We start from the raw sequence: 24,030 nt of genomic DNA, 5'->3' as shown, positions 1-24,030 counted from the left end.
AAAGACGGACTTGCCCTAAGCTGCGGGACCGAGCGCTGGTGTGAGTATCGGACCTGCCGCGGGGAACGATTGCTGCATCACAGGATCGGCATGTCGCTCGCGTCAAAGCTCGCCGGCAAGCCGACCGGTGTCACCGATACATCTTCGTCGAAGCCCGGATCGTTCGGCGTTGACGGCAGTGCCCTGACGGTCCGGACGGACGTGGGTGTTAGACCAGCTTGTGGCGCGACGATCTGCTCTTCGCCGGGCGCGGCGGACGGCATGGTGCGCAAGTCGACAATCTCGTCGTCTTCGAACCTGACCAGCTCGACATTCCGCAGGCTCTTGAGGTCGCTGCGGCCATCGTCCAGCTGGCGCGCGATCTCCCAGGTGGCGGGTGCCTCGCCGCGTGTGATCGTGAATTCCGACTTGAGCCCCGACAATGCGATGGTGTCTTCACCGTCGCCACCATCGAAGGTGTCCCTGCCGGCCCCTGCAGCGAAATAATCATTGCCGTCATAGCCACGGATGGTATCGGGCCCGTTGCTGCCGACAAATGTATAGTTTCGGCTTGGGTCGACCGTGTAGGGAACATCGTAACCGTTGAAATGATTGAGACTGTCGGTGAGCGAGGCACCGTTGGCATCCTTGGGGTTGTAATCGCCGCCTGAATTCAGGAAGCGCCTGACCCCGCCTGCTCCGGCGAGATGCGCGGCCCCCAGGAGGCCTGAGAGAGAGATCTCCTGGCCATCAATGCTCTGACCATCATAATGCAGGTAGTTCCTCAGAAAATGGGCTTGCTTACCGAGAAAGTCATGGATGGCCGTGTCTTGCGCCACATGCGAGGCGAGGAACTCCTCCTTGCTGTTGATTCCGTGCTTTCCCGTCCACCCGCCGCTGAAGTCGTTGTCGAACGGCTTCCCGTCGTTCCGCACCATGCCGATGTCGATGAGAGCGGCCTCCCCGAACTGGAAGCGCCCTAAATGATTGGTGCTGTTGACCGCATCGTAGCGATTGGATGAATGATAGAGGCCAAGCTCATCGATAAAGTCGTTGAATGTATAGGAAGGCATGATACACACCCCAATAAGAGAAATACCGAGTGGCAATTATGAATTATATTCGGGGGCTATCATCGCCATTCCATGCAATAAGGAGGGCGTTCAGAGCATGGATACTGGAGGGCCGTTCGACAAAAGGCGCGGCCCGGTTCGTGCGCTCAGGCGCTATCCTGATTGACCACACGGGGCGTCATTTTCCACATGGGGCGTCGTGGCGATGATCGCTTCGGCGAGCGCATCGATATCGGCGATATCAGGATTGCTGCGCCGCCATATCAGTCCGATCTCGCGGGCAGGCACAGGCGGCGCGAAGGGCACGACCCGCAGGCGGTGATGGGAAACCTCGGCGTCCAGCGCCATTTCCGGAACGAGTGTGATCCCGAGATCATGGTTCACCATCTGCAACAGCGTGGTCATTGAGGTCGCGCTGATATTGATCACGGTGTTGGGGCGCGCCGCACTGCAGACCTCGAGGGCCTGGTCGCGCAGGCAATGGCCTTCTTCCAGCAGCAACAACCGCCCCGGATCGATCGCCGCGCCCGTCAGCGGCGAGGCGAGCACGTCCCGGCTTGTCTCCGCCACGGCCATGTAGAAGCGGTCTTTCAGAAGGGGACGCACGGACAGTCCATCGCCCGCGACGGGAAGCGCGGCAACGACCGCATCAAGGCGTCCTTCTTCGAGTTCCAACAGAAGCTTGTCCGTAGTCGCTTCACGCAGCTCGATCTCGATGCGCGGATAAACGGCGCGGAGATAAGGAACGAGCTTCGGCACGAGATAGGGGGCAACGGTTGGAATAGCCCCGATGCGCGCCACGCCGGAGAGCGGGCCGTGCTTGTGCTGGCTCGCCTGTTCAAGCTCCGCGACCTGCGCGAGGATATGCTGGATGCGCGGCAGAAGGGCCTCGCCGTCGCGTGTCAGAAGAATGCGCGACCTGTTCCGTTCGACGAGCTTTACCCCCAGCGCAGCTTCAAGGTCCATGATCTGCGCCGACAAGGCCGGCTGGCTGACATGCACAAGCTGGGCCGCGCGGCCGAAATGCCGAGCCTGGGCCAATGCGTCGAAATATCTCATTTGCTTGATGGTTATCACAATAGGAAAATCCTATCATAGATTGCGGAAAATGCAATTTGAACCTATGGACGTGCTGTGCCAGAAATCTCCTTAGAAAAATTCCAGGCGCGAGATCCGCGGTCGTCGACCGGCGGGGGATACGCGCCGAGGCGTTCGCTTGCTTGAGGAAAGAGGGCCATGGCTGCGAAGAATTTCACGACCACCAACGCTGGCGCGCCTGTCGCGTCTGACGAGCATTCCCGCAGCGTTGGGCCGGATGGGCCGGTCGTCCTGCACGACGTCTATCTTGTGGAGAAGCTCGCGCAGTTCAACCGTGAGCGGGTGCCCGAACGCGTCGTGCATGCCAAGGGCGGCGGCGCCTTCGGCGAGCTCGTCGTGACCGAGGACATGTCCAAATACACGAAGGCGGCACTGTTCCAGAAGGGCGTGAGAACGCCGATGCTGCAGCGCTTCTCCTCCGTTGCCGGCGAACTGGGCTCGCCCGACACCTGGCGCGATGTCCGCGGCTTCGCGCTCAAGTTCTATACGACCGAGGGCAATTACGACCTCGTCGGCAACAACACGCCGGTGTTCTTCATCCGCGACGGAATCAAGTTCCCGGATTTCATCCGCTCTCAGAAACGCCTGCCCGGCAGTCACCTGCGCGATGCCGACATGCAATGGGATTTCTGGACCCTGTCTCCGGAGAGCGCCCACCAGGTCACCTATCTCATGGGCGACCGCGGCCTGCCCTCGTCCTGGCGCCACCTCAACGGCTACTCGTCGCACACTTACCAGTGGATCAATGCGGCCGGCGAGCGCGTGTGGGTGAAGTATCACTTCCACAACCAGCAGGGCGAGCAGAACATCTCCGGTGATGTGGCGGCGCAGATCGCCGGGACGGATGCCGACTATTATCTGCGTGACCTCTACGAGGCGATCGAGCGCGGTGATTTCCCGCGGTGGAAGGTCTCCGTGCAGATCATGCCCTATGAGGACGCCAAGACCTACCGGTTCAACCCGTTCGATCTCACGAAGATCTGGCCACATGCCGACTATCCGCTCATCCCGGTCGGCGAGTACGTGCTGAACCGCAACCCGGAGAACTACTTCGCGCAGATCGAACAGGCCGCCTTCGCGCCCTCGAACCTCGTGCCGGGCGTCGATGTCAGCCCCGACAAGATGCTGTTGGCGCGTGTGTTCTCCTATGCGGATGCCCATCGCTACCGCATCGGCCCGAACTACAACGAACTGCCCGTCAACCGCCCGGTCTCCGAGGTCCATTCCTATGCCAAGGACGGCCCCATGCGCCACGGGTTTGCCGCCCACACGCAGCCGGTCTACGCACCGAACTCCTTCGCTGGCCCGAAGGCGGACCCCGCGCTGGCCTCCGAAGGCCGCGGTTGGGAGACGGACGGAGAGTTTGTCCGCTCGGCCTACACGCTGCGGAGCGACGACGACGATTTCGGGCAGGCTGGTACCTTGATCCGCAAGGTGTTCACCCAGGAGCAGCGTGATCGCCTGGTCGATACCCTCGTCGGTCAATACAATGCGCTGACGGTGGACGCCATCAAGGAACGCTTCATCTGGTATTGGACGAGCATCGACCAGGCAACGGGCGATCTCATTTCGGCCAGAGTCGTCAAGCGCGCCGCTGAGTAAAGCGTCAGCGCAGATTTGCCAGGGCCCGGACTTCTGTCCGGGCTTCTTTTTGCCTCGCGATGAAGCCATCGTCCTCAGGCGAGGCGTTCCCGGGCAGGCGTCGATTTTTCCCTGGGCATCACCTATAAGGCGGGCATGTGAGCGCGCGCGGCGACGCAACGCGTGCGGCTTGCCTTGAGTGACCAGCGAGGAAGCGGCGATTTCCGTTCTCGATACGACCAGCAAGAAGAACCTGCTGCTGCTCATCCATCTGCGGTGGCTGGCGGTATGCGGTCAGGTCATCACCATCCTCTTCGTTCAGTTCTGGTTCGGCATCCCGCTGCCGCTTGCGCCGATGGTCGCGGTGCTCCTCTTCCTGGTGGCGCTCAATATCGGCAGTCTGATCCGCCACCGTCTCGCGCCCGCGATATCGGATACCGAACTGTTCCTGGCGCTCATCCTTGATGTCGCGGCGCTCACCGTACAGCTCTTTCTCAGCGGCGGTGCGTCCAATCCCTTCATATCTCTCTATCTTCTGCAGATCACACTGGGGGCCGCGCTCCTGCAGGAACGCCTTGTCTGGGCGCTTCTCGCTGTTGCCAGCGGCTGCTTTTTCGCGCTCACAGCGATCTATCGGCCGCTCCTCATTCCACACAGTGACGTGCACGCGCTTTTCAGCCTGCATATCCAGGGCATGTTCGTATGCTTCATCCTGGCGGCCTGCCTGCTCGTGCTGTTCACCACGCGGATCAATCGCAATCTGCGGGACCGCGATGCGCGGCTGGCGGCGATGCGCCAGCAGTCTGCCGAGGAAAATCTCATCGTCCGCATGGGCTTGCTCGCATCGGGTGCAGCCCATGAACTGGGAACGCCGCTTGCCACGCTCTCGGTCATTCTGAACGACTGGCGGCGCATGCCGGAGTTCAAGGCCGACGCCGACCTGCTCGAGGAAATTGGTGAGATGCAGAGCCAGGTCGATCGCTGCAAGCAGATCGTATCGGGCATCCTCATGTCGTCAGGGGAGGCAAGGGGCGAGGGCACGGTCCGGACGACGGTCAATGCCTTCATCGATGATCTTGTTGCCGAGTGGCGGTCGAGCCGTTCGCCAACCCATATCGACTATGTCAGCGCCTTCAGCCCCGATGCCGCCATCATCTCCGACCCGGCCCTGAAGCAGGTCATCTTCAACGTCTTTGACAATGCCCACGAGGCTTCGCCAAACTGGATCGGCGTGACAGTCCGGCGCCATGAGGACGATCTCGTTCTTTCGGTCAGCGACGTGGGGTCCGGATTTGACGACAGGATTCTGGCGGAGCTCGGAAAGCCCTATCGTTCCAGCAAGAACAGGCCGGGCGGCGGCCTCGGGCTGTTCCTCGTGATCAATGTCGTGCGCAAGCTGGGCGGCACCGTCAAGGCCGAGAATCATCCGCGTGGCGGCGCATCGGTGACACTCACGCTGCCGATCGCATCGCTTTCCTCCGGAGGCAGCCGTGAACGCTGAGCCCGTTCTTCTCATCATTGAAGACGATGCGTCCTTTGCCAAGGCCTTGCGCAAGTCGTTCGAGCGCCGTGGTTATGTTGTCTCCGTGAGTGACGGCATCGATGCCGCGCGCGCTGTCCTGCAGCAGGCCGCGCCTGATTATGCGGTGGTCGACCTCAAGCTGGCCAGCGGCTCCGGCCTCGAATGCGTGAAGATGCTTCATGACCACGATCCGGACATGAAGATCGTCGTGCTGACGGGTTTTGCGAGCATCGCGACGGCCGTCGAGGCGATCAAGCTCGGGGCCTGCCACTATCTGGCGAAGCCCGCCAATACCGATGAAATCGAGGCGGCACTGGGCCGGGGCGCAGGGGACCCCACCGTCCCCATGACGGTCAGGCCGACATCGATCAAGACGCTGGAATGGGAACGTATCCACGAAACGCTCGTGGAAGTGGACTTCAACATTTCCGAAGCCGCGCGGCGGCTCGGGATGCACCGGCGTACGCTTGCGCGCAAGCTCGAGAAAAAGCAGGTCAGTTGATCGTGCCGGCAGGCTGGTGCCGCAAGCGATAGTCTCTGTGCAGTACGAAGGCAGCCGCCCAGAGCACCATCAGCGCCAGACTGAACCATGTGAGCGCATAGACGAGATGGTTGTTGGAAAAAGCCGTAACCGTCAGGCCGCCGACCGGTCCGGGGTTCGGCGGGACGATGCGGTCCGCATCAATGAAATAAGGGGCCGCATCTGGCAGGTGCCTCGCCTTGGCAATGGCGGCGACATCCCGTGAATACCAGCGATCGCCGGCCGGATCATTCTCGCGGAGGAGGGCGCCCTTCGGCTCTGTCAGGCGCAGGACGCCGGTGACTGTAGTCTCGCCGCCGACCTGCCCGGTCGGGCGTGTCGCCGGATCTCGGAGTTCCGGCGGCACGAAACCCCGATTGACGAGGACAGTGAAGCCGTCGGCGGTACGGAAAGGCGTCAGCACCCAGTAGCCGCCGCCCAACGCCGTGACCGCCTGGACCAGCGTTTCGCGGTCGTTAAGGAATTCGCCTTTGGCCGTGACACGGCGGTACTCGTCATTGGCAATGCTGATCTGAGGCCAGGCCGCCGGTCCCGGCGCGGTGACCGCCGGGGCATGGATGCGACCCTCGACGCGCGCGATCAGGTCGCGTTTCCAGGCGCGCCGTTCAATTTGCCAGATACCGAGGGCCGTGAAGCCGGCCGCGCCGATGAGCGCGATGATGACGAGCAGTGCGAGCAGCCATGAGGAGCGGTGCCCCACGGCAACGGCGGTGTCCGCGCTGCCGCCGCGACCGGCAGGGTGCCTCTCCCCATCGATAAGACCGGGAGACATCACCGTGCCGGGTGAGCCTGTCACGGAGCCTGTCCCATCGTCTGGCCAGGCATCATGTTGGTATCGAGGTGATACATGACCCAGAGCGAGCCGGAGAGTGCGATAAAGACAATGACGAGCGTGAAAATGAGGGCCATCATCGTCCAGCCGCCTTCCGAGTGGAAGTCCATGTGCAGGAAGTAGATCATGTGGACCACGATCTGCACGACGGCAAAGGCCATGATGGCAACCGCTGTGATCTCGTTGCTGGCGATGGGACGGGCCATCACCAGCCAGAACGGAACGGCGGTCAGGATGACCGACAGCACAAAACCGACGAGATAGCTCCGCAGGGTCCCGTGTGAGGGGCCGGCCGCGTGGCTCTCGCCGTGGCCGTCGTGGCCGTGCGCGGGGGCGGCGTGACTATCGGAGCTCATCGAAGCATCCCCATGAGATAGACGAAGGTGAAGACACCGATCCAGATCACGTCCAGGAAGTGCCAGAACATGCTGAGGCACGTCAGGCGCCGCCGGTTGGCCGCAATCAGGCCATATCGCCCGACCTGGACCATCAGGGTGATGAGCCAGATCGTACCGAATGTCACGTGAAGTCCGTGGGTGCCGACGAGCGTGAAGAAGGATGACAGGAAGGCGCTGCGCTGCGGGGTCGCGCCGATGTGAAACATGTGGGTGAACTCATAGAGTTCGATCGAGAGAAAGGCGAGGCCGAACAGGCCTGTGACCGCAAGCCAGATCTGCGTGGCTGCAACCCGCCCCTGCGCCATCGTCAGCATGGCGAAGCCGTATGTGATCGATGAGAACAGGAGCATCGACGTGTTCAGCGCGACCAGCGGGAGCTCAAAGAGATCCTTCGGTCCTGGTCCCGCCGCAAAGTTGCCGCCGAGCACGCCATAGGTCGCGAACAGGACCGCGAAGATGAGGCAATCGCTCATCAAATAGATCCAGAAGCCGAGCAGTGTGCTCGACCCCTCTTCCTGATGGTGATCCTCCGCGAGATGGAAGATGGTGGCGCCTTGCTCGACCTTCGCGGTGCTGAGGGCTGTTGTCATGGCTTACACCTGCGCCGCGAGAAGGCGTGTGCGCTCGCCCTCGGTATGCGCAACCTCATCGGCGGGAATGTAGAAATCGCGCTTGTAGTTGAACGTGTGACCGATCGCAGTCGTCAGGAGACCCACGAAGGCGATCGCTGCGAGCCACCACACATACCAGATCAACGCGACCGCGAGGACGACGCTGAACCCGGCGAGGAACAAGCCGGCCGGTGTATTCCGCGGCATATGGATGGGCTTGTAGCCGCTCAGCGGCCGCTGATAGCCCCGCGCCTTCATGTCCCACCACGCATCGCCGTCATGGACGACAGGCGTGAACGCGAAGTTGTAGTCGGGCGGTGGCGATGACGTGGCCCATTCGAGCGTCCGGCCGTGCCAGGGATCGCCCGTCACATCACGCAGCGATGCGCGCCGCATGATGCTCACCGCGATCTGCATGAGGAACGAAAGGATGCCGCACAGGATGAGGAAGGCGCCGAAGCCCGCCAGCAGGAACCAGATCTGCAGCGAGGGATCATCGAAGACCCTGAGCCGTCGCGTCACGCCCATCAGGCCGAGCACATAGAGTGGCATGAAGGCGAAGAAGAAGCCCGTGACCCAGAACCAGAAGGACATCTTCCCCCAGAACGGGTCGAGCCGGAAGCCGAAAGCCTTCGGGAACCAGTAGGTCATGCCGGCAAAGAGGCCGAACAGGACGCCGCCGATGATGACGTTGTGGAAATGCGCAACCAGGAACAGGCTGTTATGCAGCACGAAGTCCGCCGGTGGCACGGCAAGCAGCACGCCCGTCATGCCGCCGATGACGAAGATCAGCATGAACGCAAGCGTCCACATCATCGGCAGTTCGAAGCGCACGCGGCCGCGATACATCGTGAACAGCCAATTGAACATCTTGGCACCCGTCGGGATCGAGATGATCATCGTGGTGATGCCGAAGAAGGAATTGACGCTGGCGCCGGAGCCCATCGTGAAGAAGTGGTGAAGCCACACGAGATAGGAGAGGATGGTGATACACACCGTCGCATAAACCATCGACGTATAGCCAAAGAGCCTCTTGCCGGAGAAGGTCGATGTCACTTCGGAGAAAATGCCGAAGGCAGGCAGGATGAGAATGTAAACCTCAGGATGGCCCCAGATCCAGATGAGGTTGACATACATCATCGGGTTGCCGCCGAAATCGTTGGTGAAGAAATTCATCCCCAGATAACGGTCGAGCGCCAACAGCACCAGGACGGCCGTCAGGACCGGGAAGGTCGCGACGATCAGCACGTTGGTGCACAGCGACGTCCAGGTGAAGACGGGCATCTTCATCATGGTCATGCCGGGGCAGCGCATCTTGATGATCGTACAGATCAGATTGATGCCCGATAACGTCGTCCCGACACCGGCCACCTGCAGCGCCCATATATAGTAATCGACGCCGACATCCGGACTATACTGGATCCCCGACAGGGGCGGATAGGCGAGCCACCCGGTCTTGGCAAATTCGCCGACGAACAGCGACATCATGACGATGACCGCGCCACCCGCCGTCATCCAGAAGCTGAAATTGTTCAGGAACGGGAAGGACACGTCGCGCGCGCCGATCTGCAGGGGCACGACGTAGTTCATCAGGCCCGTCACGAGCGGCATGGCCACGAAAAAGATCATGATGACGCCATGCGCCGTGAAGATCTGATCGTAGTGATGCGCGTTGAGATAGCCTTCACTGCCATTGAAGGCCATCGCCTGCTGCAGTCGCATCATGATGGCGTCGGAGAAACCGCGCAGCAGCATGACGATGCCGAGCACCATATACATGATGCCGACGCGCTTGTGATCCACGGTGGTGAACCATTCCCGCCAGAGATAGCCCCAGAGGCGGAAATAGGTGATTGCGCCGAGCAGCGCGAGGCCGAGCAGCGCCACGACCACGAAGGTCACGACGACGATGTGCTCGTTCAGCGGCAGCGAGGCAAGGCTGAAACGCCCGAGGAGAAAGCTGTAGGTTGTTGTGGGATCAGACATATCAATCGAGCCGATCAGGATCTTTGCGGCCGGCGTCCGTCGAGAAGCCAGGTGGAGCGTGGCGACGGTAACGGCGTGAAGGACGGACGGGGAAGACCAGCACCGAGAATCGGCGAGCCGTTGATAGGCAGGTTGAGGACGGCGCTCTGATCGAGGGCGGCGTTGGCCTCTTCGATCGTGCAGATGCTGACGAGATAGCTCGGGGTCGGCCCGAAAACCGCCCCGCGCCTGACGGTCTTGTCGTAGTGCAGCCGCATCAGATCGATACCGGCAAGGCCTAGGCCGCCTTTGGCATCGATCGCCATCATCTCATGCGCACACATCTTGCCTGGCTCGACGCAGCGGTTGACGATGGCCGCGAAGAGCTGTGGGTCGACCGTGCCGTAGCGGCGCACCGGCACGTTCTCACTCGGGCGCTCGAGCTGCAGATACTCCTGGCGGCCGAGGTTGTCGGAAGAGGCCCTTGCCTGCGCGATCCAGGCGTCGAAATCGGCGTCGGACAGTCCGCGGAAGGTGAAGTGCATTCCGGAAAAGCCTGCGCCACTATAGTTCGCGGAAAAGCCCTGATAGGCGCCTGCCTTATTGATGACGGCGTGGAGCTTCGTCTCCATGCCTGGCATCGCATAGATCATTCCGGCGAGCGCCGGCACATAGAATGAGTTCATCACCGAGGAGGAGGTGATGCGGAAACTGATGGGGCGATCCACCGGTGCCGCGAATTCATTGACCAGCGCGATCTTCTGCTCCGGATAGATGAACAGCCACTTCCAGTCGAGCGCGACGACCTCGACGTTAAGGGGCCTCACGTCCTTGGCCACCGGTTCACCGGGCGCGATGCGATCCAGCGGGCGGTAGGGGTCGAGCAGATGCGTGCCCATCCAGGTGAGCGCGCCGAGGCAGATGATGATCATGAGTGGGGCGGCCCAGATCACGAGCTCAAGCTGCGTCGAATGCGACCAATCCGGGTCGTAGGGCGCGTCCTTGTTCGTGTGCCGGTAGCGCCATGCGAAAATGACGGTGAGCACCATCACCGGGACGATCACGAGCAGCATGAGGATCGTGGAGGCAATTATGAGATCGCGCTGCTGTTCGGCAACATCGCCAGCGGGCTTGAGAACCACGAAGTTGCAGCCCGTCAGCAAAGCGGCGAGTGGCAACAGAGCGAAGAGGCGAAGTTTGCTCACAAGCTTACCCATGGCCAGATCCATCCATCGTCGGCACCGCTAGCTGCACTGCAGCAAAAGGGACATTGGACAAAATGTCCAATCCCATGACGGGCCGGCATGAGACACAAGGCGATTTCAGACCAGTGGAGTGAATTTGGCATTCGGTACCCGCTTGATGTCGGCCGCGAGGCCGAATGTCAAATTCGAAAATTCCACTAGAATCGTAAACATCCTAGTGATTCTCTGTTTCCAGCATTTGCCCCCGGAGCCGATACAAAACGGGATGCAAATGTTGGAAACGAAACACTAGACTTGCGGACGCTATCAGATAGCGGCAGGATGCCAAGCGAGGAACGACATTGGCTAGCGGTGCGAACATCATGGCGCCTGCGTCATCGACACTGGAGAGAGACGCGCGGCGGGTGCATGCCCAAAACCATGGCGCGATCAATCCGGGTGAGATTGCGATCGGGGTCGTTATCGGACGAACGTCGGAGTTCTTCGACTTCTTCGTCTATGCAATCGCCTCTGTCATCGTCTTCCCGCGACTTGTATTTCCCTTCGTCGATCCTCTGACGGGCACGATCTATTCTTTCGCGATTTTCGCGTTGGCGTTCGTGGCCCGCCCCATCGGTACCACGATATTTACTGCGGTCGACAGGGCTTACGGAAAAAGCGCGAAGATGACGATCGCGCTGTTCCTGCTGGGCTGCTCCACCGTCGCCATCGCGTTCCTTCCGAGCTATGACCGGGTCGGGATCGCGGTTGTCTGGGTGCTCGCCATCTTGCGAATCGGTCAGGGCCTCGCCTTGGGCGGTACGTGGGATGGCCTGGCCTCCCTTCTGGCGATGAACGCGCCGCAGGAGCGACGGGGCTGGTACGCCATGCTGCCGCAATTGGGCGCGCCGCTCGGCCTGATTGTGGCGAGTATGCTGTTCGCCTTTTTCGTCGGCAACCTGTCCGCGGAGGATTTCTACTCCTGGGGCTGGCGCTATCCGTTCTTCGTCGCCTTCGCGATCAATGTCGTGGCCCTCTTTGCGCGGCTGCGCATCGTTGTCACGCCGGAATATACGCAGCTTTTCGAAAGCCGCGCGCTTGAGCCGTCACCTGTCTTCGAGACGCTGCGCAAGCAAGGCCATATCGTCGCGAGTGGTACATTCGCTCCCCTCGCCAGCTTTGCTTTGTTCCACATGGTCACGGTTTTTCCCCTGTCGTGGATTTATCTGTTCACGAAGGAGAATCCGACGCGCTTCCTGATCATCGAGGGGATAGCGGCCATGTTCGGCATCGTCGCGATCCTCGTTTCCGGCCTTGTCGCGGATCGCGTCGGGCGACCCGCCCTCCTGATGGGCTCTGCGATCGCAATCGCGGCATTCAGCGGCTTTGCTCCGCAGTTGCTCGACGCGGGCCCGGTCGGCGAGACCGTCTTCATGGTTCTCGGCTTCATCCTGCTCGGCCTGTCATTCGGCCAGTCCTCGGGCTCGCTGGCTTCCAGTTTCTTGACCCAGTATCGCTATACGGGCTCGGCGCTGACCTCGGATCTCGCCTGGCTGTTCGGTGCCGGATTCGCCCCGTTGGTCGCGTTGCTGCTCTCCAGCAATTTCGGGCTCCTGTCGGCCGGTGCCTATCTGCTGTCGGGAGCCATCTGCACAATCGTTGCCCTCCGGCTGAACTGGCATTCCGAGGCGCATGAGTGAGATGCATGCGTGAGATGCATGCGTGAGATGCATGCCTGAGAAGCGCGGGTCGTCGAGCCCGCGTCCTCGCACGCTGTTATTCGGGTTCGTCGGTGACCGGCGCATTCCGCTTCTGCAGACAATGATCCTCTCCTCAAGAATGATGCGCGGGTCCTGAGGGCCCGCTTTCGTCATCGGCTGCCCCGCGCCAAGTTCGGCCTGCGCGCAACGCCTGCCTGACCCACCCGGCAAGAGCTGGGCCCGACATTCTCCCCACACCACGACCGGCGCGACATCACGCCCCGGCCTCCGCTCGTGCGCGGATCTGTCCGGCGCGGCTTTCGCGCCTGCGGAAACGGGACCCGCCCCGCTTTGTGCGCTGCGTCTTGACAAGCACGCGACTTGGCGATTGTCTTCCAAAACGTTTTGGAAAGCGCCCCTCAGCAGGCGCGCCCAGTTGGGAAGGGGCCTGGAAGGACGGCATGACCTCACTGCGCAAGCTCGCGTCGCATCTCGGTTTGTCGATCACGACGGTGTCGCGGGCGCTCGACGGCTATGCGGACGTTGCCGTCGCGACCCGCGAGCGGGTCGAGCAGGCCGCCAAGGCGATGGGCTATCGCCCCAACCCGGCGGCGCGGCGGCTGCGGCGCGGGGTGGGTGAGACCGTGGCCTTCGTTTTGCCCACCGACCCCGGGCATTTCCACGAGCCGGTCTTCAGCGAGCTTCTCGTCACGGTGGGTGAGGAACTGGCGCGGCACGAGCATGACCTGATGCTGCTCGCGGCTCGTCCCGGCAAGGACGAGATGGCGGTCTACCACCGTCTCGTCGAAGGCCGGCGCGCCGACGCCTTCATCATCGTGCGCACGCGCCACCAGGACGAGCGCATCGCCTATCTCATGGCGAAGGGCGTGCCCTTCGTTTGCCATGGGCGCACCGATACGGCCGAGCCCTACGCCTTCATCGACGGCGATGGCGAGGAGGGGTTCCATTCGCTGACGCAGCGGCTCGTGGCGCGGGGGCACCGGCGTATCGCCTTCCTGTCCGCGCCGACCCATCTCACCTTTGCCGGCCTCAGGCTCGCCGGCTGGCGCCGCGCCATGCAGGCCGCCGATCTTGCAGCGGATATCGTGGAAGAGGCTGAACCGACCGAGGAGGGCGGTTTCGCCCTGGCCCATCGCGTTCTCGACAGCCACGCGCGCCCCACGGCACTGATCTGCGCGACGGACAGGATGGCGATCGGCGCCATCCGCGCGGCAGCGGACCGGGGCCTTACGGTCGGGTCTGATATCGCCATTACCGGTCACGACAACATCCCGGCCGCGTCCTACTGCCAGCCATCGCTGACCACCATGGAACTGCCGACGCGCCTCATTGGCGCGCGGCTCGCCGACATGGTGCTCGCACGGCTCGGCGGGGCCGATCTGCGCGATCTCACCGAAATACACGGTCTTGTCCAGATGCCGCGCGGCTCGTCGGGCGAGACGAACCTTGAGGGCGTTGTCCGGACGGCCGACGCGCAAGAAGCAGTGTTTGAGGTAACCGAAGGGAGGAAAACATGACATTCACGCGGAGACTTTCCCCAGCCGCACGCCTGATGGGTGCGGGCATCGTCGCCGGCGCGCTTCTGGGTCCCATGGTCCCGGCCAGCGCCCAGCAGCAGGACGTCGTGTTCCTGTCGACGCAGTTGCGGCCGATCGAGGAGGCGCAGAAGGTCCGCAGCGTCATCCTCAAGGGCTTCCCCGGCAAGGTGACCTATCTCGTCGAGGAGCCCCCGGCCTTCGACGTGCGCATGAAGGCCGAGGGCCAGGCCGGCAAGCGCACCATCAGCCTCGCCGGCGCCCTGCACGGCGAACTGCAGCCGCTGGTCGCCTCCGGCGATCTCACGCCGATCGACGACATCGCCGCCAAGCTGAAGGACCGCGGCATTCCGGCGAGCCTGATGGATCTCGGCAAGCTCGGCACCCAGCAGCAGATGTATATCCCCTGGATGCAGGCCACCTACATCATGGTCGCCAACAAGAAGGCGCTGCCCTATCTGCCGGCCGGCGCCGATATCAACGCTCTGACCTATGACCAGCTCGAGGCCTGGGGCAAGGCGATCACCGAGAAGACCGGCAAGCGCCTCATCGGCTTCCCGGCCGGGCCAAAGGGGCTGATGCCGCGCTTCTACCAGGGCTATCTCTATCCGTCCTTTACCGGCGGCGTGGTCACGCCCTTCCAGTCGGCGGAGGCGCAAGCCATGTGGGCCAAGTTCAAGGGCCTCTGGCAATACGTCAATCCGAACTCCACGAGCTACGACTTCATGCAGGAGCCGCTGATGGCGGAGGAGGTCTGGGTGGCCTTCGACCATGTGGCCCGCGTCAAGGATGCCCTCACCCAGGCTCCCGAGGAATTCGTCACCTTCCCGGCGCCCGCCGGCCCCAAGGGGCGCGGCTACATGCCGGTCATCGCCGGCCTCGCCGTGCCGAAGAACGCACCCGATGCGGCGGGCGCGGCGGCACTCATCGATTTCATCTCGAAGCCGGAGACGCAGGTGAAGACGGCGGCCGAGGTCGGCTTCTTCCCGGTGGTCAAGGCAACGCTGCCGGCGGATCTCTCGCCCGGCATCAAGCTGATCGCCGAGGGCGTCGACAAGACGCAGAACGCCAAGGATGCCCTGCCGGCGCTGCTGCCGGTCGGCCTTGGCGACAAGGGCGGCGAGTTCAACAAGGTCTATTCCGACACCTTCCAGCGCATCGTCCTGCGCGGCGAGGACATCAAGACCGTGCTGGCGGCCCAGGCATCCGTGCTGAAGGGCCTGATGGAAGCGACCAAGGCGCCGTGCTGGGCGCCGGACAAGCCGAGCCAGGGTGCTTGCCCGGTCAACTGATTCCGATGCCGGCCAAGGCCGGCGTCGCAGCCCTAGCCATGCGAGCCCGCAGTCCATGACAACAGTCCGATCACGGCTTCTGCCGTATCTCCTGCTGGCGCCCTCCGTCGCCTTCCTCGCGGCCCTGTTCCTGGTGCCGTTGATCCAGACGATCACGCTGTCCTTTTCGGAGGACGGCGTGCCCTCGCTGGCCAACTACACAAGGATGGTGTCGGACCTGAACTTCGGGCTTGCCGTCCGCAACACCTTTCTCCTGGTGCTCACCGTCGTGCCGATCCAGATCGTCATGGCGCTCGCCATGGCGATGATGCTGCAGAAGCTGCCGCGCGGCCGCGACGTCGTCCTCTGGATCTGGACGATCCCGCTCGGGATCTCGGATCTCGCGGCCGGCCTCGTCTGGCTCGCCATCCTGCAGGACAGGGGCTATCTCAACAGCGCGCTCTATGGCCTCGGGCTGATCGACGGACCGACGGCCTGGCTCACCTATGAGACGCCGGTGGCGCTGTTCTTCGGGGTCCTCGTCGCCGAGGTGTGGCGGGCCACTGCCATCGTCCTCGTTATCCTGTTCGCCGGCCTGCAACTCATCCCGAAGGAATACAAGGAGGCGGCCGAGGTCTTCGGCGCGCGCCCCTGGACGACCTTCGTCCGCATCACCCTGCCACTGCTGAAGCCGAGCCTGCAGACGGCGCTCATCCTGCGCACCGTGCTCGCCTTCGAGGTCTTCGCGGTGGTCTATGCCATCGGCGGCACCAATTTCCCGGTGCTCGTCGGCGAGGCCTACAACTGGCAGCGCAACTACCAGAACACAGGCGTCGCGGCCGCCTATGCCATGTTGATCGTCGCCATCTCGCTCGGCGCAACCGTCGTCTTTCTCTGGGCGCTGAGGACCAAGCCGGAGCAACAGGCATGAACGCGCTCCGCCGCACCGTCTATTTCACCGGCATCGTCGCGCTCTGCGCCTGGGTGCTGGTGCCGATCTATTTCATCGCGCTCGGCGCCTTCGGCGGGCGCATCGGGGTGTTCCGCTGGCCGAAGTCGATCTTGCCGACCGATACATCGCTGGCCGCGATGCAGCTCTTCCTCCAGGTGGAAGGCGTCGGCCAGGCGATGGTCAACAGCATCATCGCCGCCTGCATCACCATGGCGCTGTCCATCGCGCTCGGGGCACCGGCCGGTTATGCGCTGGCGCGCTTCACCTTCCCGGGGCAGAACGCGTATCGCCTGCTGATCCTGCTGACGCGCGCCTTCCCCCTCGCCATCCTGGCTTTGCCGCTGACCGTCGCCTTTATCCGCATCGGGCTCTACGACACGGCTTTCGGCGTGGCGCTGATCCACACGGCGCTCGCCTTGCCCTTCGCGGCGCTCGTCTCGGCGAGCCTGTTCCAGGCAATCCCGCGCGAGCTCGAGGAGGCGGCGTGGGTCTTCGGCTGCACGCGGCTGCAGGCCTTTCTCAAGGTGGTGCTGCCGCTGGCCCTGCCGGGCATCGCGGCAACGGCCATCTTTGCCTTCGTCATATCGTGGAACGAGGTCTTCGCCGCCTCGGTGTTGACCGTCCGCAACCGCACCTTGACCGCCTATCTGCTGACGGTGCTGGCGGAATCGCCGCTGCATTTCCGCTTCGCCGGCGGCTTCCTGCTCATCGTGCCGTCCATCGTCTTCATCTTCGCCGTGAGGAAATATCTCTTCGCGATGTGGGGCATCGCCAATCGCTGAGGCGTCAAGAGTACAGGTTCAGTCATGGCCGACATCAAAATCGACAAGATCGCCAAGACCTTCGGCAATGCGCGTGCCCTCGACGAGATCACGCTCGACATCGCCGACGGGGAGTTCATCGCCCTGCTTGGGCCGTCCGGCTGCGGCAAGACCACGCTGCTGCGCATCATCGCCGGGCTCGAGACACGCTCTGCCGGACGCGTCATCATCGGCGGACGGGACATCAGCGATACGCCGACCCGCGCGCGCGGCCTTGCCATGGTCTTCCAGAACTATGCGGTCTTTCCGCATATGACCGTCTACGAGAATGTCGCCTTCGGCCTCCGGATGCAGAAGGCCGACGAGGCACGCATCAAGGCGCAGGTGGCGCGCGCCGCGGAGCTCCTGCATATCGAGCCCTATCTGGAGCGCTATCCCGCCAAGCTGTCCGGCGGCCAGCGCCAGCGCGTTGCCGTGGCGCGGGCGCTCGCCGTCGAGCCGCCCGTGCTGCTCATGGATGAGCCGTTGTCCAACCTCGACGCGCTGCTGCGCCTCGAGATGCGCGCGGAGTTGAAGGCGGTGCTACGCGAGGCCGGGACGACGACGATCTACGTGACCCACGACCAGACCGAGGCGATGGGGCTCGCGGACCGCATCGCCGTCATGCATGGCGGGCGCATCGTGCAGATCGACAAGCCGACGGCGGTCTACAGCCGCCCGAAGACCACCTTCGTCGGCGGCTTCGTCGGCAGCCCGCCGATGAATTTCCTGCCGGTCACCGCCGCATCGGGGGCCATCGATCTCGACGGCCTTTCGCTCGCCGCGCCGCGGCCCGAGGGCAATCTGCTGGCCGGCATCCGGGCGGAAGATTTCGCCTTGAGCCATTCGGGCGAGGGGCTTGCCTTCGATGTGATGGTTGCCGAGCCGCTCGGTTCCCACACCCTGCTCACCGGCCGCTCGCACGGCCAGATGCTGCGAGTCGTCGCGCCGCCGAACGGGGACTATCCCGCCGACACGCGGCTCGGCCTCAAGCCTGATCCCAACCGCATCGTTTGGATGGATGCCGCCTCCGGTGAGGCGCTTCGACAAGAGACAGCAGCATGACCAGTCCGATCGATATCCAAGCCGCCCGCGACGTCCTCCTCGCCAACGACCGCGGTGGTTATACCGTGCCGACCTCCCGGCTCTATCCGTTCCAGTGGAACTGGGATTCGGCCTTTGTGGCCATGGGCTGGGCCACCTTCGACGAGGAACGCGCCTGGCGCGAGCTCGAGCGGCTCATCGAGGGGCAATGGGACGACGGCATGGTGCCGCATATCGTCTTCCATGCGCCGAGTGACGACTATTTCCCCGGTCCTGACGTCTGGGGCACCCATCACGAACCGCCGACCTCGGGTATCTCCCAGCCGCCGGTGTTCGCGATCGCGCTGCGTGTGGTGCTCGAGGGCGCGACCGATCCCGGCGCTGCGGCGCGCGCCCGCCCGCTCTACCAGGCGGCGCTCGCCTCTCACCGCTGGTGGGCGAATGCGCGCGACCCTGAGGGCACAGGGCTCGTCGCGATCCTGCATCCGTGGGAATCGGGCATGGACAATTCGCCGGCCTGGGACGAGGCCTTCGCGCGGGTGCCACCGGAGCCCACGACCGAAATCCGGCGCCGGGACACCGCCCATGTGGGCGCGGCCATGCGCCCGCATGACGACGACTATCGCCGCTTCATCTATCTGGTCGATCTCTACAGCGCTCTCGGCTGGGACCCGGCGGCGATGTGGGAGAAGGCGCCCTTCAAGGTCGCGGACGTGGCGATCAACGCCATTCTGCAACGCGCCGAACAGGACCTGTTGCATCTCGCCGGCCTGTTCGGCAGCGACGCCGACCGCCAGGAGATCGCGGCGCGCATCGCGAAGCGCGCCGGCGCGCTCGCCGGCTTATGGAACGCGGAGCGGGCGGTTTTCCAGCCCCGGGATCTCATCACCGGGGCCCTTGTCGACGTCGCGACCTCGGCCGGTTTCCTGCCGCTCTATGCCGGCGTGCCCTCGCTGGAGCAGGCTCAGCGCATGGCGGCCGAGATCAAGCGTTGGCGGGGCAAGGTCGCCCATGGCGTGCCGAGCACCTCGCCGTTCGACCCGCGCTTCGAGCCGAAGCGCTACTGGCGCGGCCCAGTCTGGGGCGTCGTCAATTCCATGATCGCCGAAGGCCTCGCGGCCTACGGACTGTCAGACGGGGCGGATGCGATCCGCTCCGACACGCGCGCGCTCATCGCCGCGCAGGGCTTCGCGGAATATTTCGATCCAACGACCGGCGAGGGCCTGGGCGGGGGCAGCTTCTCCTGGACCGCGGCGATCGCGCTGCTGCTGTCACGGTAGGACAGGATTAATCGACATTCAAGAATTGCCGCAAGAGTTACATTGTCATCACCGGGCTTGTCCCGGTGATCCCGACAGGAAAGACGCTTCAACTTATCGGGATGGCCGGGACAAGCCCGGCCATGACAGCTGAAAGTGCTGAATGTCGATTGATCCTAGACCAAGTCCGTCTGTTGCGGACTTGGCACGAATCAAAAATTGACGAGTAAATTCAACGCTTAGAGGGTATCAGACGATTCCATCTAAGCCGGATTTGCTCTATGGCCCTTCACAGGCCACGGCCTTGCCCGGCCGTGATGTGATAGGCGACCAGTGCTTCCCGCAGGTCCTCCGGAATGGGGCAAGGTTTGCGCGCGACGATATCCGTCGTGACCGTCACGAAATGGCCGCGCACGACCTCGCGGCCTTCCTTCATCGCGTGGAGGGTCAGACGGTACGATGACCGGCCGACCTCCGCGACGACCACGGCGACGTCGAGCACGTCTCCCATTTCGTTCGGCAGGAAGAAATCGCAGGCCGCGTGAGCGTAGCCGAGCCCCGTTTGGCGGTCGCGTATGAAGAGCCGGTAGGGCAATCCGAGCGCATCGGCGAACCAGTCTTCGATGACGCCATTGAAGAGGTCGAAATAGACGGGCGTATAGACGATGCCGGCCGGGTCGCAATGGCTGAACCGGATCGGCACGCGCGTGCGCCACAGGCGGGCCGGCAGGTCGTCGGCCGAGAGGGGGGTGGGACGCTGCATCCGAGACTAAACCGTCACGCTGTAGCGCTTCAGGAACGTGCGGGCGAAGATCCGCAGCAGCCTGTCGCAGGTATAGCCGAGCAGGCCGAGGATGATGATGCCGACGAACACCCACTCCGTACGGCCGTAGTTGCGGGCCGTCCAGATGAGCGCCCCGAGCCCGTCCTGTGCGGCGACGATTTCCGCGGAGACCACGGTGAGGAACGAGTTGCCCATCGCGAGCCGCGCGCCGGTGATCATGAAGGGCACGGTCGACGGAACGACGACCGTCAGCAGGGTCCGCAGCGGCGAAGCCCCCAAGGATGCGGCGGCACGCAGCCTGAGCTCGCTGACCGCCTGCACGCCGGCGATCATGTTGACCACAATGATGAAGACGGTGGCGTAGAAGATGAGGGCCACCTTGGATTCCTCGCCCGGCCCGAGCCAGATGACGGCCAGGGTGATGAAGGCGATCGGCGGAACGAAGCGGAAGAACTCGATATAGGGCTCGAAGATCTCCCGAATGATCCGGAAATGCCCCATCAAAATCCCTAAGGGCACGCCGATCAGGATGCCGAGCGCCCATCCGCTGCCGATGCGCGCCAGCGAAGCGACGACGGACTTGGCGAGCGTGCCGTCCTCGGCGAGCTCGATCGCCGCGGCCCAGGTGTCGGAGGGAGACGGAAGAAAGAGCGGGGAAATGTTGAGGCTCAGGACCTGCCAGATGATAAGACCGCCGAGCACCGCGACGATGGCGATCGCGGCCTGCCGGAATTCGGCGAAGCGCGCGCCCTTTGCCGCGCGCGGTGCGGTCGTCGCAGCATTGGCTGCGGCCGATGGCGACTGGTTCATGCCGTCTTCTCCCGCAAGCCCTGTTGGCGGAGAACCTTGCTCACTTCCTCTCCGATATCGTCGCGCAGCTCGCGATGGATGGCGATGGCGCCGGGATCGGTCTCGTCACGCGGATGCGGCAAGTCGATCGAGACGATCGCCTTGATGCGCGCGGCCGGCCCCGTCGTCATGGTGAAAACGCGGTCGGCGAGGAGGATCGCCTCGCCGATATCATGGGTGACGAAGACGATGGTCGACCGCGTCGCCCGCCAGATCCGGTCGAGCTCGTGCTGCATGACCTCGCGCGTCTGCGCATCGAGCGCGCCAAACGGCTCATCCATCAAAATTACGGACGGTTCGTTGACGAGCACACGCGCGATCTGCAGGCGTTGCCGCATGCCGCCGGACAGTTCGGCCGGGAATTTGTCGATGGCATGCCCCAGACCGACCAGTTCCAGGTAGTGTCTGGCGGCTTTCCGGCGTTCGGTCTTGTCCACGCCACGAATGCGCGGGCCATATTCCACATTCTCCAGCGCCGTGAGCCAGGGAAACAGGGCATCGGAATTCTGGAAGACCACGCCCCGGTCGATACCGGGTCCGCGAATCTCCCGGCCGCCGACGCGCAACCGGCCCTCAACCGGAATGAAGCCGGCGATGGCGTTCAAAAGGGTCGACTTGCCGCAGCCCGAGGGGCCGAGCAGGCAGACGAATTCGCCCGCCGCGATCGACAGGCTGATGTCCGAGACAATCTTTTGTCCGGAAATCTGGATACCGACCCCCTCCAGGTCGATGGATGCACCGGCAGGCATTCAAGGCCTCCATGATCGGCCGACAACGAAACCCCGTACCCGTGGGGCGGTCCGGACCCTTGCAATTGCATATTCGTTGAAGCTTAAAGCATCGGTCAAGTGCTTGTTCCGGACGTTTTCCCTGCGTCCTGGCTGTGCAAAGCAACCTTCGGGCCAACGAGGGCAAGAATCCTGAGCGGGCTGCCCGAGCCTTGCAGGATCTTGAGCGGGGCGGCGATGATGACGGCGCCACGCGGCGGCAGCCGGTCGAGGTTCGCAAGGCATTGCAGGCCATAGCGACCGGCGCCGTGCAGGTAGTGATGGGCGGGATAGGGCGGAGTGAAATGGGCGGCTTGCCCGGCATCCGTGCCGATCGTCTCCGTGCCGAAGCCGAGAATGCCACGCTCGGCCACCAGCCAGCGCATGACCTCGGCGTCAGGGCCAGGCGTATGCGGGCCGTCGTCGCCGAGATTGGCGAAGGCCCGGCCGGTGCGCTTCGCCCAATCGGTGCGCAGGAGAACCCATGCGCCTGCATCGATCCGCCCGTTTGTCTTCTCCCAGGCCTCGACATGGGCGACGGTGAGGAGGAAATCCGCGTCCGCCGCCGCCTCGGCCGCGCAATCGATGACACAGGCCGGCGCCACCATGTGCCGGGTCGGCAGCGTGTCGACTGCGTTGTCGGGAAGATGGCGCCCGGTCACCCAGTGGATGGGTGCATCGAAATGGGTGCCCGTATGCTCGCCGCCCATGGGCACATGGTCGAGCCAGCGCGGCGAGAGCCGGAAATGCTGGGTGAGGCCGATCGCCGTGTCGGGCCCGACGGTGAAACTTGCCAGGCTGAAGCCATCGAGATCGGTGCGGTCCAGGCCGCTCGCCGCGAGAAGGGCAGCGAGCGCCCGGCCGATCCACCAATGCGCGCTTTCGATGGAATAGCGCGCATAGGGCACCGTCACCGGTGTGGTCATGACCACACCGTCATAGGGTCGCCGTCCGCCGCGCGTCACGCCGTTCTCAGGCCAGCTTCGCGCATCAACGGCAGAACCCGATCCGTGAAGAAAGGCAACTCATAGGTATAGTTGACGAAGGATAGCGCCGCGCCCGCATAGCCCTGCGCGGAGATGGCAAGGAGATCCTCGACGATCTTCTCCGGCGTGCCGACGAGGGGATAGCTGCCGGCGCCACCCGCGAAGCGCTTCTGCGCCTGCTCGAAGGCCGCCTTGTCGAACTCGCTCGCGAAGTGGCGGTTGCCGGACATGCGGGTTTCGAGCGCCGACTGGTCGGCCATTTCAACCGCATAGCGCTGGTAATAGGCCTCCGCCTCTGCCTGCGTCTCCCGGCAGACGACGTGGCAGACCGTGTAGAGCCCCACGTCGCGCCCGGCGGCTGCGGCCCGCTGGCGCACGTCAGCGGCATGTTTACCGGCGTCTTCGATGGTCCCGAAGGTCGTGAAGAGGAAATCGCAATGGGCGGCCGCGAAGTCCCGGCCATGGGGGCTGAAGGCCGCGTTCATGGTGACGGGGCGCGGTGCCTGAAGCGCGGCGGGGCGGCTGACCACATCCTTGAGGGTGTAGAACTTGCCCTCGAAGTCGAACGGCTGGTCATCGCCATAGCAGCGCTCGATCACGTCCATCCACTCGCCGGCCTGGGTATAGCCGTCCTCATGCAGGGCGATGCCGAACATGCCGAACTCAGCCGGGCTCCATCCGCAGACGATATTGAGGCCGGCACGGCCGCTCGCGATATGGTCGACCGTTGCCAGCGCCTTCGCGGCGTAGATCGGATGAACGACAGGTACATGCACTGTCATGAATAGCGCGATCTGTTCCGTGGCCGCGGCAAGACCCGCGGCCCATGTAAAAGTCTCGAACGACCATTCGCGAACGCGGTTCTTGCCGCCGTAGCCACGCCAGCGCGCGATGGGAAGGAAAAACTCCAGTCCCGCACGGTCTGCAATCTGCGCCGCGGTGAGATTGTCGGTCCAGCGCGCCGGCCAGCGTTCCGGCACCGTGGTGATCGCCAGACCGCCGTCGGCATTGGCCGAAAAGACGCCGAGCTTGAAGCGATTGGGACCTTTGAGCGGATGTGGTTTCAACACGGAATTGCCTCCTGCGTCCCGTACAGATGACGGTGGCCACGGACCAGTATGCGGCGGTTCATGCCGTTTGACGAGATAAAATTTCAAGTCTAAACTATTCGAACTCGCGGCCTTGTCTATAGGCCATCTCACATCCTGCCGCCCGGCACTGCAAGAATTCATGCGGATATCGCCTGTCCACATGTCCTGAACGAACAAGAATGCATAA

General features: G+C 63.5%; 22 protein-coding genes. 10 read left to right on the top strand and 12 right to left on the bottom strand.

Annotated features, from left to right (window positions below):
• Positions 1–77: 77 nt before the first annotated feature.
• Together C7450_RS25730 and C7450_RS25725 are read right to left on the bottom strand one after the other, a co-directional pair.
• Entirely contained in the window at positions 78–1,052 is a 975-nt protein-coding gene (locus tag C7450_RS25730) for a hypothetical protein (RefSeq protein ID WP_146227533.1), read from the bottom strand.
• Between the two features lie 153 nt (positions 1,053–1,205).
• Complete coding sequence (locus tag C7450_RS25725) at positions 1,206–2,129, bottom strand: hydrogen peroxide-inducible genes activator (RefSeq protein ID WP_110377333.1); 924 nt, start codon at positions 2,127–2,129, stop codon at positions 1,206–1,208.
• A gap of 159 nt (positions 2,130–2,288) precedes the next feature.
• Between C7450_RS25725 and C7450_RS25720 the strand changes: the two genes are divergently transcribed.
• The 3 genes from C7450_RS25720 (at position 2,289) to C7450_RS25710 (ending at position 5,755) form a co-directional block, all read left to right on the top strand.
• Positions 2,289–3,752 (top strand): catalase, encoded by a 1,464-nt coding sequence (locus C7450_RS25720; protein ID WP_110377332.1) that lies wholly within the window; start codon positions 2,289–2,291, stop codon positions 3,750–3,752.
• Between the two features lie 178 nt (positions 3,753–3,930).
• The gene (locus tag C7450_RS25715) at positions 3,931–5,232 is read left to right on the top strand and encodes an ATP-binding protein (protein ID WP_245450118.1); all 1,302 of its coding nucleotides are present in this window, start codon (positions 3,931–3,933) and stop codon (positions 5,230–5,232) included.
• Complete coding sequence (locus C7450_RS25710) at positions 5,222–5,755, top strand: response regulator transcription factor (RefSeq protein ID WP_110377331.1); 534 nt, start codon at positions 5,222–5,224, stop codon at positions 5,753–5,755. Before C7450_RS25715 ends, C7450_RS25710 begins: the two co-directional genes overlap by 11 nt.
• Here C7450_RS25710 and C7450_RS25705 read toward each other — a convergent pair.
• From C7450_RS25705 to cyoA, 5 genes are read right to left on the bottom strand one after another with little or no spacing between them, the layout of a single operon-like run.
• Positions 5,748–6,590 carry an SURF1 family protein gene (locus C7450_RS25705; RefSeq protein ID WP_245450117.1) on the bottom strand — a complete coding sequence of 281 codons (843 nt, stop codon included), beginning with the start codon at positions 6,588–6,590 and terminating at the stop codon, positions 5,748–5,750. The genes C7450_RS25710 and C7450_RS25705 overlap by 8 nt on opposite strands.
• Positions 6,587–6,982 (bottom strand): cytochrome o ubiquinol oxidase subunit IV, encoded by a 396-nt coding sequence (cyoD, locus tag C7450_RS25700; RefSeq protein WP_110377330.1) that lies wholly within the window; start codon positions 6,980–6,982, stop codon positions 6,587–6,589. Before cyoD ends, C7450_RS25705 begins: the two co-directional genes overlap by 4 nt.
• Positions 6,979–7,614 carry a cytochrome o ubiquinol oxidase subunit III gene (gene cyoC / locus C7450_RS25695; protein WP_110377329.1) on the bottom strand — a complete coding sequence of 212 codons (636 nt, stop codon included), beginning with the start codon at positions 7,612–7,614 and terminating at the stop codon, positions 6,979–6,981. Before cyoC ends, cyoD begins: the two co-directional genes overlap by 4 nt.
• A 3-nt stretch (positions 7,615–7,617) precedes the next feature.
• Positions 7,618–9,621, bottom strand: coding sequence for a cytochrome o ubiquinol oxidase subunit I (gene cyoB, locus C7450_RS25690; protein WP_110377328.1), 2,004 nt, complete (start codon positions 9,619–9,621; stop codon positions 7,618–7,620).
• Positions 9,622–9,635: 14 nt separating this feature from the next.
• Positions 9,636–10,805 carry a ubiquinol oxidase subunit II gene (gene cyoA, locus C7450_RS25685; RefSeq protein ID WP_110377468.1) on the bottom strand — a complete coding sequence of 390 codons (1,170 nt, stop codon included), beginning with the start codon at positions 10,803–10,805 and terminating at the stop codon, positions 9,636–9,638.
• Between the two features lie 362 nt (positions 10,806–11,167).
• Between cyoA and C7450_RS25680 the strand changes: the two genes are divergently transcribed.
• The 7 genes from C7450_RS25680 (at position 11,168) to C7450_RS25650 (ending at position 19,387) form a co-directional block, all read left to right on the top strand.
• Positions 11,168–12,484: an MFS transporter gene (locus C7450_RS25680; protein ID WP_110377327.1), complete on the top strand. Its 1,317-nt coding sequence runs from the start codon at positions 11,168–11,170 to the stop codon at positions 12,482–12,484.
• A 461-nt stretch (positions 12,485–12,945) separates the two neighbouring features.
• On the top strand, positions 12,946–14,022 hold the full coding sequence (locus tag C7450_RS25675; protein ID WP_110377326.1) for a substrate-binding domain-containing protein: 1,077 nt from the start codon (positions 12,946–12,948) through the stop codon (positions 14,020–14,022).
• Positions 14,019–15,332 carry an ABC transporter substrate-binding protein gene (locus tag C7450_RS25670; RefSeq protein ID WP_425351260.1) on the top strand — a complete coding sequence of 438 codons (1,314 nt, stop codon included), beginning with the start codon at positions 14,019–14,021 and terminating at the stop codon, positions 15,330–15,332. Before C7450_RS25675 ends, C7450_RS25670 begins: the two co-directional genes overlap by 4 nt.
• A gap of 55 nt (positions 15,333–15,387) precedes the next feature.
• Positions 15,388–16,242 (top strand): carbohydrate ABC transporter permease, encoded by an 855-nt coding sequence (locus C7450_RS25665; RefSeq protein WP_110377324.1) that lies wholly within the window; start codon positions 15,388–15,390, stop codon positions 16,240–16,242.
• Positions 16,239–17,045, top strand: coding sequence for a carbohydrate ABC transporter permease (locus tag C7450_RS25660; RefSeq protein ID WP_110377323.1), 807 nt, complete (start codon positions 16,239–16,241; stop codon positions 17,043–17,045). The genes C7450_RS25665 and C7450_RS25660 overlap by 4 nt, the downstream gene beginning before the upstream one ends.
• A 24-nt stretch (positions 17,046–17,069) precedes the next feature.
• The gene (locus C7450_RS25655; protein WP_110377322.1) at positions 17,070–18,128 is read left to right on the top strand and encodes an ABC transporter ATP-binding protein; all 1,059 of its coding nucleotides are present in this window, start codon (positions 17,070–17,072) and stop codon (positions 18,126–18,128) included.
• Positions 18,125–19,387: an amylo-alpha-1,6-glucosidase gene (locus C7450_RS25650; protein WP_110377321.1), complete on the top strand. Its 1,263-nt coding sequence runs from the start codon at positions 18,125–18,127 to the stop codon at positions 19,385–19,387. Before C7450_RS25655 ends, C7450_RS25650 begins: the two co-directional genes overlap by 4 nt.
• Positions 19,388–19,655: 268 nt before the next feature.
• Here C7450_RS25650 and C7450_RS25645 read toward each other — a convergent pair whose 3' ends face one another.
• The 5 genes from C7450_RS25645 to C7450_RS25625 form a co-directional block, all read right to left on the bottom strand.
• Positions 19,656–20,129, bottom strand: a complete 474-nt coding sequence (locus C7450_RS25645) for an acyl-CoA thioesterase (protein WP_110377320.1) — start codon at positions 20,127–20,129, stop codon at positions 19,656–19,658.
• Between the two features lie 6 nt (positions 20,130–20,135).
• Positions 20,136–20,960, bottom strand: coding sequence for an ABC transporter permease (locus tag C7450_RS25640; protein ID WP_110377319.1), 825 nt, complete (start codon positions 20,958–20,960; stop codon positions 20,136–20,138).
• Positions 20,957–21,748 (bottom strand): ABC transporter ATP-binding protein, encoded by a 792-nt coding sequence (locus C7450_RS25635; protein WP_110377318.1) that lies wholly within the window; start codon positions 21,746–21,748, stop codon positions 20,957–20,959. Before C7450_RS25635 ends, C7450_RS25640 begins: the two co-directional genes overlap by 4 nt.
• A gap of 95 nt (positions 21,749–21,843) precedes the next feature.
• Positions 21,844–22,731 carry a cyclase family protein gene (locus C7450_RS25630; protein ID WP_245450116.1) on the bottom strand — a complete coding sequence of 296 codons (888 nt, stop codon included), beginning with the start codon at positions 22,729–22,731 and terminating at the stop codon, positions 21,844–21,846.
• Positions 22,728–23,822: an LLM class flavin-dependent oxidoreductase gene (locus tag C7450_RS25625; protein ID WP_110377317.1), complete on the bottom strand. Its 1,095-nt coding sequence runs from the start codon at positions 23,820–23,822 to the stop codon at positions 22,728–22,730. Before C7450_RS25625 ends, C7450_RS25630 begins: the two co-directional genes overlap by 4 nt.
• Between the last annotated feature and the right edge of the window lie 208 nt (positions 23,823–24,030).

The organism is Chelatococcus asaccharovorans (assembly GCF_003201475.1).
In the GTDB taxonomy this organism is placed as follows: Bacteria; Pseudomonadota; Alphaproteobacteria; order Rhizobiales; family Beijerinckiaceae; genus Chelatococcus; species Chelatococcus asaccharovorans.
This window is presented reverse-complemented; position numbering and strand designations above follow the sequence as displayed.

What these genes read in the sequence shown, in the direction of transcription:
- C7450_RS25730 (WP_146227533.1), bottom strand. Translation starts at nt 1,052, where the DNA reads ATGCCTTCCTATACATTCAACGACTTTATCGATGAGCTTGGCCTCTAT.
- C7450_RS25720 (WP_110377332.1), top strand. Translation starts at nt 2,289, where the DNA reads ATGGCTGCGAAGAATTTCACGACCACCAACGCTGGCGCGCCTGTCGCG.
- cyoD (WP_110377330.1), bottom strand. Translation starts at nt 6,982, where the DNA reads ATGAGCTCCGATAGTCACGCCGCCCCCGCGCACGGCCACGACGGCCAC.
- cyoC (WP_110377329.1), bottom strand. Translation starts at nt 7,614, where the DNA reads ATGACAACAGCCCTCAGCACCGCGAAGGTCGAGCAAGGCGCCACCATC.
- cyoB (WP_110377328.1), bottom strand. Translation starts at nt 9,621, where the DNA reads ATGTCTGATCCCACAACAACCTACAGCTTTCTCCTCGGGCGTTTCAGC.
- C7450_RS25680 (WP_110377327.1), top strand. Translation starts at nt 11,168, where the DNA reads ATGGCGCCTGCGTCATCGACACTGGAGAGAGACGCGCGGCGGGTGCAT.
- C7450_RS25675 (WP_110377326.1), top strand. Translation starts at nt 12,946, where the DNA reads ATGACCTCACTGCGCAAGCTCGCGTCGCATCTCGGTTTGTCGATCACG.
- C7450_RS25670 (WP_425351260.1), top strand. Translation starts at nt 14,019, where the DNA reads ATGACATTCACGCGGAGACTTTCCCCAGCCGCACGCCTGATGGGTGCG.
- C7450_RS25665 (WP_110377324.1), top strand. Translation starts at nt 15,388, where the DNA reads ATGACAACAGTCCGATCACGGCTTCTGCCGTATCTCCTGCTGGCGCCC.
- C7450_RS25660 (WP_110377323.1), top strand. Translation starts at nt 16,239, where the DNA reads ATGAACGCGCTCCGCCGCACCGTCTATTTCACCGGCATCGTCGCGCTC.
- C7450_RS25655 (WP_110377322.1), top strand. Translation starts at nt 17,070, where the DNA reads ATGGCCGACATCAAAATCGACAAGATCGCCAAGACCTTCGGCAATGCG.
- C7450_RS25650 (WP_110377321.1), top strand. Translation starts at nt 18,125, where the DNA reads ATGACCAGTCCGATCGATATCCAAGCCGCCCGCGACGTCCTCCTCGCC.
- C7450_RS25645 (WP_110377320.1), bottom strand. Translation starts at nt 20,129, where the DNA reads ATGCAGCGTCCCACCCCCCTCTCGGCCGACGACCTGCCGGCCCGCCTG.
- C7450_RS25640 (WP_110377319.1), bottom strand. Translation starts at nt 20,960, where the DNA reads ATGAACCAGTCGCCATCGGCCGCAGCCAATGCTGCGACGACCGCACCG.
- C7450_RS25635 (WP_110377318.1), bottom strand. Translation starts at nt 21,748, where the DNA reads ATGCCTGCCGGTGCATCCATCGACCTGGAGGGGGTCGGTATCCAGATT.